Consider the following 7,943-nt stretch of genomic DNA (forward strand, 5'->3'; position numbering starts at 1 on the left):
CTCTCCCAAAACGCGGCTCCGCCTCGCTTTTTTATTGATCACGGCAAAAAAACAACGCTAACTGGCTCCCGCGAGGGGCAATGCTGACAAGTGATGAAGTGGGAGCAATCCCGTTGTTTTCGGGTTTGCCGGCGGCAGAGCTGGAGCGGCTGGCGCGGGCAGCGGCCGATCTTCACCTCAGCCCCGGAGAGTTCGCGATTCACGAGGGTGGAGAGGCCGCGCTGTTTGCGGTTCTCGCCGGCAAGATCGAAGTCGTAAAGACCTTCGACGGCATCGAGCGAACGCTGGGTTGGCGTCTGCCGGGAACGATCTTCGGCGAGGTGCCGATTGCGCTTGGCTCGGGTTTTCCCGGTGGCTATCGCGCCGCCGAATCTTCCCGCGTCATGCGCATCGACGTTCAGCAGTATTATTCCATCGCCGCGGTGTCAAAGGACGTGGCCCAAAAGGTCAGCGCGCTTGCCCGCGAGCGGATGGGCGGGCTGCAAAGCGTCACTGCCGAGCCGCAGAGGCCGCGCGTCACATTGGTCGGCCATCGCTGGGACACGGCGTGCGGCGAACTGCGCCGGTTTCTGGCCCGCAACCAGATTTCGTTCACCTGGCTGTTGCCCGACACGTCGGATGCCGAGGCTTTCTGGTCTGCCCTCAGCAGGCCGGCTCTCGATGGTCCCGTTGCCCGGCTGGCTGACGGGGAGATTATCGAAGCACCCGCCGTGCGCGATCTTGCCATCCGCCTCGGGCTGCAGACGCGCCCGCGCGGCGCCGAGTACGACGTCGCGATCATCGGCGGCGGACCGGCCGGTCTTGCGGCTGCGGTCTATGGCGCCTCCGAGGGGCTGCGCACCATCGTCGTCGAACGCGAGGCGCCCGGCGGGCAGGCGGGAACATCCTCGCGCATCGAGAACTATCTCGGCTTTCCAAGCGGCATTTCCGGCGACGAGCTTGCCAGCCGCGCGCTGCAGCAGGCAAAGCGGCTCGGCGCCGAAATCCTGGTCACCCGTTCGGTCGCCGGCATCGACCCGACGACGCACGAGGTGGTGCTCGACGGCACCGATGTCGTGCGCGCCCGCAGCCTCATCCTGGCAACCGGCGTCGCCTGGCGCCGTCTTGCCATCGACGGGTTCGACCGGTTGATCGGCAAAGGCGTTTATTATGGCGCCGCGCGCAGCGAGGCGAGCAGCACGCATGGGCAGGATGTCTACCTGATCGGCGCCGGCAATTCGGCCGGCCAGGCGGCGATGCATTTTTCCGGCCATGCGCGCAGCGTGACGCTGCTGGTGCGCGGCCCCTCGCTTGCCGACAGCATGTCTCACTATCTGATCGAGCAGCTCAGGGCGAAATGCAACGTAAAGGTCCAGCTTCACTCCGAAGTCCAGGCCGTGCACGGCGAGACGCACCTGACGGCGATCGACATTCTCGACAAGACCGGCAACGAGGTGAGCCGGCACCAATGCGGCGGGCTGTTCGTGTTCATCGGCGCCAACGCCGAGACCGAGTGGCTGCCGGCCGACGTAGCGCGCGATGCACGCGGTTATGTGCTGACCGGCGACGACGTGAAGAAGGCCGGGCTCTGGTCGCATGGCCGCGACCCCTACCTGCTCGAGACCAGCGCGCCCGGCATCTTCGCCTGCGGCGACGTACGCCTGAGCCCGGTCAAACGCGTTGCCTCGGCGGTCGGCGAGGGCAGCATGGCCATCGCCTTCGTCCACCAGTATCTGGCCAATGAAGAGAAAGTAGACCGCAACCAAAGCTAGAGGGTCAAGTAACCAGAATGTCATCAGCCGGTCGATGCGGCGTGAAAACCGCCAATTAAGCATCGAAAGCACGCTTGACGGCTGGCCGCACGTCGCCGCGGGCTACATAAGCGGAGAGGTTCGGATATTCGTCCAGTATACCCGATCCGTTCAACCTGCGCAGCACCGCCACCATCAGAAGGTCACCGGCCCTGAACGCACCATCGAGCCAGTCGGCATTGCCCAGGCGATCGGAAAGTTCGCCGAGCCGGCCACGGATGCGATCCTCGACCATGGGCAGGCGCTGCTTATGCCAGGTCTCGTCGCGGGTCGTCAGCGGCCCCAAGGCTGGCGGGCGGCAATGCGCCCCTTCCTGGACATTACCAAAGCAAGACCACGGGGAATTCTGACCCACGTCCCGAACTTCATGGCCTTCGCCTCGCTGGAATGTCTAACGCGACTCCGTCATGATCTTCCGGCCCTGTCGAGCGACGCTGCCAAAGCCGTTGACGCCAACGCAGGTGATGGGGGCAGGCTAGACCAGTGCAGCAGATCCGCCCGGCGACTTTTCTTTTTGCGGCCCGAGCCTTGCGCGACATGGGCGACGGCTTCGTGGCCGTTCTGTTGCCGGTCTATCTCCTCGCATTAGGCTTCGCGCCTCTGCAGGTCGGCATCATTGCAACCGGATCGCTGCTCGGTTCAGCGCTCTTGACCATCGCCGTCGGACTCCTTGGTGCCCGACACGATCACCGCCAACTCCTGCTTGCCGCCGCCAGTCTGATGGTGGCCACGGGTGTGGCCTTTGCTGTGGTCCACGACTACGCGCTGCTTTTGGTGATCGCCTTCGCAGGCACCATCAACCCGTCGGCCGGCAGCGTCAGCGTGTTCGTGCCCTTAGAGCATGCCGTCCTCACACGCGAAGTCACCGACGCCGCGCGGACCAAGATGTTCGCGCGCTACAGCCTTGTGGGTGCGCTCGCAGCCGCGGTTGGCGCGCTCGCTTCGGCAACCCCTGATCTTCTGGCTCCAGCCGGCCTCGACCAACTCACCGGCATCAAGGCGATGTTCGTGCTCTATGCGTTGCTGGGCCTGCTCGGCGGTCTCCTTTACGCGCAGATCCCGCGGCGCCGTCCAACGTCGGACTCCGGCAGCACGTCCGCGCTTGGCCCCTCGCGGAATATCGTTTTCAGGCTTGCGGCCCTTTTTAGCCTTGATGCCTTTGCCGGCGGCTTCCTCGTCCAGTCGCTGCTTGCCCTGTGGCTTTTCGAAAAATTCGACCTGTCGCTTTCGGAAGCGGGCTTTTTCTTCTTCTGGTCCGGGGTGCTTTCGGCGTTCTCATTCCCCGTTGCCGCCTGGCTGTCGCGGCACATCGGACTCATCAACACGATGGTGTTCACACACATTCCGTCCAGCATCGCCCTGATGCTGGCGGCGCTTGCGCCGACGCTCCCTCTGGCGCTCCGCCCTGCTGCTGATCCGTGCCGCGCTTTCGCAGATGGACGTCCCGACGCGCTCATCTTACGTCATGGCGGTCGTCACCGAGGCGGAGCGGGCAGCCGCCGCAAGCTTCACATCGGTACCGCGCAGTTTGGCTGCCGCAGCCAGTCCCGCCCTGGCGGGCGCTCTGTTCGCTGCCTCGTTCCGGGCTTGGCCCCTGATCATCTGCGGTGCACTGAAGATCGCTTACGATCTGCTGCTGCTGCTGATGCAGTTTCGGCACCTCAAGCCGCCGGAGGAACGGTGATGCAGCCGCCGGTTTGGGGTGTTTGACCAGGATGGGTCAATCGCGAAGGAAAACGTTGGAAAGTTGTCGATCACTTCCGGCTGTCGCGGAGCGTGAAATGTCGCCTCGCTTCCTCGTGACATTGTCTGCCGCACTTTATCTGATATCATCGGTGTTTGCCGGGGCAGGATCACCCGTTCCGTCGAACGTCTGCTATGCGTGGAAAAGCCGCTGCAGAAGGTCCGCATCGGTGAAGGTTTTTCGATGTGGGCCGCAGCGCGAGGGGTGCGGCTGGGTCGACATCGGCCCGCGTTGAAAAACCTCCCAAGGAGGAAGCCGCGGGGTCATCTTCGGCTCTGCCGAGATGTTCGGCCCGAATGATTGGGTCGCGCGCAAGGGGATCGAGTCCCGCTCGCGCCCCGATTATCGGCCGTTACCAGCCGTAGCTGAAGATGGCGCCGCCACCACCGTCGCCGTTCTGCACGACATTCGCCTCGGTGTTCCTTCCGAACTGGAAAATACCGTAGGCGTTGTCGTTGCCGTTCTGCCTGAGGATGGCGGAATGGCCGTTGCCCTCCTGATGGATGATGCCCAGATTGCCGCGGCCGTTCCGGCCGAGGCCAGCAGCATTACCGTGTCCGGACTGACGGATTCTGGCGCCGTGCAGGCCGCGATACTTCGAATAGACGCGCAGGCCGGTCGCCAGGGCGCCGGCGTCGCGAGCGTTGGCAGGAGCAAATGTCACCGACACCCAGCCTCCTGCGTAGGCCGGTGCGGACAGCGCCACCTGGCCGATGCTGCCGGCAACGAGAGCGGCAGTAAGGGTTATGAACATATTGCGGGTCATCTTGGTCTTCATTTCTGGCTGCCTCAGCCTATGGCCAACCTTCCCGAATTGCGGCTGAACCATCCCGGAACCCGTCGTTCAGCTGTCGTTCAGTCATTTTTCCCGGCTCGGCACACATAGAAAAGGCGCCGAACGCCGACGCCCTTTTCGTGAACTGGCCGGTGCGATCAGGTCGCGCCGCCGACCCGCGCGGCGCAGCCGATGCTCTTGCCATCGACCGCAACTTCGAGCTTGGCGTCGTAAACGCCGGCCTTTGCGTCGAGCGTGACAGCGCCGAGCGTAGCTGGCTTGCCGGGCGCGGCGCTGAAGGCGCCGCCCTGCTCGATGCTGGTGCCGCCGGTGCGACCGGTGCTTTCGACATGGAAGGAATAGGTGCCACTCACGTTTCTGTCGGCATAGGCAAGCGCCTCAAGCAAGACCATGCCCCCTTCCGGCGTGGCGCGGATCTCGCAGCGCACCGGCCCAACGGACTGGTCGGCGGTGGCCATGGTCGCCAGCGCGCCGGCCGGGACCAGGATCAGGGCGAGTGCCGCCATGACGCGGCGGGAATGCTTGACGATGCGGGGCATGGTTCGTCTCCTTGGCTTGGCTAGCGGCGGCCGCGGAATCTTTCCGCGGCCGTCTGGCCGTTGCCGTGTTTATGGGCAGGCCTGGACGAAAGCTGCGACATTGCCGCTGCCGCCCTGGCTGACATTGGCATCGCAGCCGTGGCCCACCTGCACGCCGGCAGCAATGTTGCCGTTGCCGTCCTGGGTCAGAATGGTGGTGTGGTTGGAGCCGAACTGGCCGATGCCGGCCACGTTGCGGTTGCCGTTCTGGTAGGTGGCGCCGTAGTTGCCGGCCCCGTCCTGGCCGATAGCCGAAAGGTTGTGGCGGCCGCGCTGCTGGCCGATCACCTTGTTGAAGCGGCCGTTCTGATACACCCGGATACGGTTTTTGAAGCCGTTCTGGGCGCCGCCGGCCGAGTTCGACCAGCCATATTGCTCGATGCGCACGTCATTGGCCATGGCCGGAGCGGCGGCAGTGATACCGACAAGAGCGGCAAGCGCGGTTGCGATGAAAGAATTGCGGATCATGAGAGCGTCTCCTTTGGCGGACGGGACCGCGGTTGAACGGCTTCTTTTTAGGAGATGCCGTTCGAACTAAGGCTGAAGGCGGCGTTCAGCTGGGGTTCAGGAGGGCTTGTGCGGGTCCTGGCTGCGGCGGTCAGGCCGCTATTCGCTAGGGCAATGGGTGGAGCACACTCGCCAAGGGCGGCCGGTGTTGGGTCATTTCTATACTTAGCGATTGGCCGCTTCCGGCCCACAGGCTGCCGGACGGCAATGCGTCTCATGTCGGTCGTCAACTGCCTTAAAGAGGACATTACCGGCCACCGCATTGGTGATCGCGGTTGCGCCACAAGCGGACCACGTGTTGCCGTTGGCCACACGAGCGCCTCCACCTGTCCAGCAACGAGTCCGGTCGGCTCAGTGGAAGGTCGTTTTATAGTGGAGGCCCGGAAACGACACCTCGCCGGGTCGCAGCGCCGCCTGCCCCATGGGATCACCTTTTAGAATACTGAGGAAGAATGCCGCGGTCAGCGTCTTGGCTTGATCGAACTGCGGGCTGGAACCGGAACCGTATGCGAACATCATGTGCCCACCCTTGTCGAATACGGCCAACGCCTTATCTCGACTTCCGATGCTATCATGCGCCCATAGGGCATTGAATTCCGGCTTCACCATCTCGTCGTCAGAAGTGACCAGTATGAGCGTCGGCACTTTGACAGCCGCAATGCCAGTGGCGCCGAATACCTGCAGCTCGCCGCCCGGAGCTGCGAGAACGAGCGCCGCCACGCGGCTATCCCGAATGGGTGGCATCGGCTCCGCAAACGGGTCTGCAGCGCCGTAGAGTTTGGCAATCGTTGGCTCGAAACCTACAAATTGGCATGAGTCGCCATACTTCTGGGCCTCATTTGCAGCGCACCAGCTATCCAGGGCTTTAAAGTCGACCCGAGCGCCTCCCGCCTGGAGCGCAGTCGCTCCGCCCGATGAATGCCCCCAGACGCCGATGTGGGAGGTATCTATGAGTCCAGCGAGTTTGCCACCCGGGGCTGTCAGTGTATCGGCGTAGCCGACCACACGAAGCACGTTGGCAGAACGATAATAGAGCAATCGGCGAACGTCGAATCCGGTATCATAGCTCGAAGCGAAGACAACGAACCCGTAGGTCGCGAGAAACTGGCCCCAGCGGGTGTAGGCTATGCCCGGCATCGAGGATCCGGGGATCAGCACAAGCAGCGGATAGGGACCGGTCGTTGCCGGCGGTGCGTCCGGCGTCGTCTTCAGGATTGCGCCGGCGGGAGCTGGCGCAGGACCAGCAGCGGGATACCAGACCCATGTTTCCAGCGGGTGCTCACCAGTCACGTCAGGTATCGTGAACTTCTGAATACCGATCGCGAAAGGACCGGGCTGGCTGAAATCGGTTGCGATCGCGGGTGTCACTGCGATCAGGGGCAAGATGACAAGCCAAGGCAGCAGAAGAAAACCCAAGACAGCCTTGATCATAACGTGCCTTCCTGCGCGGTGCCAGGCTGCCGCTACCGTTCAACCATGACGGCAAGACGTCAAGCCCGAGTGCTGCCCACGGTCCATCTATATGGTACGTTCGATCGTTTTGCTGCCCTGAGTCTTCGCTTGAGTGGACTGAGAGGAGTTGCAGCTTTAGGAACGTGCGGAACGGGTCAGTTCGAGACTCGGACCCACCGGATTGAATATCTGCATTCTCACGCGTTCATACCAGAACCGGCCGGACCGCTCCCGGCCCCTCCCGAACGTTTGTGCTCTGGCCAATAGTGGTCTGAGGAGAAACGATATGGGACATTCGCAGTATGACCTCGCCGACAAGGCCGTCCCGCTTGGAATGCAGGCAAGAGAGTAGGCGTCAAACGACCTCTGAAGGTTCGTCAAATCTGGGAAATCCGGTTCTTTCTCGACCGCGAAGGTCGATCACGGGACCGAGCGCTGTTCGACCTTGCGATCGATAGCAAGTTGCGTGGTTGCGACTTGGTGAAGCTCAAGATTGGCGCGCTAGTGAGTGGCGCTGAGATTCGGACTCGGGCCATGGTTGTGCAGCAAAAGACTGGGAGGCCAGTTCAATTCGAACTGATGGCAGACGCCCGAGCAAGCCTACTTGCATGGCTCGAACGTAGAGGTGGAGCGGTCGACGATTTTGCCTTTCCCAGTCGGGTCGATCATGCTGGCCATTTGAGCACCAGGCAGTATGCGCGCCTGGTCGATGAATGGGTTTCGGCGGTTGGCCTTCGCCGTGAGGATTATGGCACCCACTCGCTTCGTCGTACCAAGGCCTCCATTATCTATAAGGCCACCGGGAATCTCCGAGCAATTCAAATTCTGCTCGGCCACACCAAGATTGAGAACACCGTCCGGTATCTCGGCGTCGACGTCGAGGATGCATTGACGCTGGCCGAGGGAACTGAAATCTGAAAATGGACGACCTCGCGTGGGTCGCGCGGGTGCTGGGTCCAGCGGCTTTGCGCCCAATGCACGAACCCGCTTCGCGGGAGGGGCGCCTCGTTCTGAGATGGCGCGACTGCCATTTTGACTTGAGCGGGTAGAGGGGTCGATCTGACCATGGAGTTCCC

5 protein-coding genes and 3 pseudogenes are annotated in these 7,943 nt (G+C 62.8%); 3 read left to right on the forward strand and 5 right to left on the reverse strand.

What is annotated here, in order from left to right:
* Positions 1–80: 80 nt before the first annotated feature.
* Positions 81–1,751, forward strand: a complete 1,671-nt coding sequence (locus tag NKJ15_RS30685; RefSeq protein ID WP_352771161.1) for an FAD-dependent oxidoreductase — start codon at positions 81–83, stop codon at positions 1,749–1,751.
* A gap of 55 nt (positions 1,752–1,806) precedes the next feature.
* Here the strand turns inward: NKJ15_RS30685 and NKJ15_RS30690 are convergent.
* Positions 1,807–2,055, reverse strand: a pseudogene (locus NKJ15_RS30690) (glutathione S-transferase family protein); the annotation flags it as partial.
* Positions 2,056–2,327: 272 nt separating this feature from the next.
* Here NKJ15_RS30690 and NKJ15_RS30695 point away from each other — a divergent pair.
* Positions 2,328–3,474: pseudogene (locus NKJ15_RS30695) on the forward strand (MFS transporter).
* 412 nt (positions 3,475–3,886) lie between these two features.
* Here NKJ15_RS30695 and NKJ15_RS30700 read toward each other — a convergent pair.
* From NKJ15_RS30700 to NKJ15_RS30715, 4 genes are all read right to left on the reverse strand, one after another.
* Entirely contained in the window at positions 3,887–4,300 is a 414-nt protein-coding gene (locus NKJ15_RS30700; RefSeq protein ID WP_352453910.1) for a curlin, read from the reverse strand.
* A 167-nt stretch (positions 4,301–4,467) separates the two neighbouring features.
* Positions 4,468–4,869, reverse strand: coding sequence for a curli-like amyloid fiber formation chaperone CsgH (gene csgH / locus NKJ15_RS30705; protein WP_352819467.1), 402 nt, complete (start codon positions 4,867–4,869; stop codon positions 4,468–4,470).
* 69 nt (positions 4,870–4,938) lie between these two features.
* Positions 4,939–5,376, reverse strand: coding sequence for a curlin (locus tag NKJ15_RS30710; protein WP_352474420.1), 438 nt, complete (start codon positions 5,374–5,376; stop codon positions 4,939–4,941).
* Positions 5,377–5,766: 390 nt separating this feature from the next.
* The gene (locus NKJ15_RS30715) at positions 5,767–6,846 is read right to left on the reverse strand and encodes an alpha/beta hydrolase family protein (protein ID WP_352819469.1); all 1,080 of its coding nucleotides are present in this window, start codon (positions 6,844–6,846) and stop codon (positions 5,767–5,769) included.
* A gap of 307 nt (positions 6,847–7,153) precedes the next feature.
* Here NKJ15_RS30715 and NKJ15_RS30720 point away from each other — a divergent pair.
* Positions 7,154–7,785: pseudogene (locus tag NKJ15_RS30720) on the forward strand (tyrosine-type recombinase/integrase).
* Positions 7,786–7,943 lie beyond the last annotated feature (158 nt).

Origin of the sequence: Mesorhizobium sp. M0207 (genome assembly GCF_040321995.1) — a bacterium.
Lineage (GTDB): Bacteria > Pseudomonadota > Alphaproteobacteria > Rhizobiales > Rhizobiaceae > Mesorhizobium.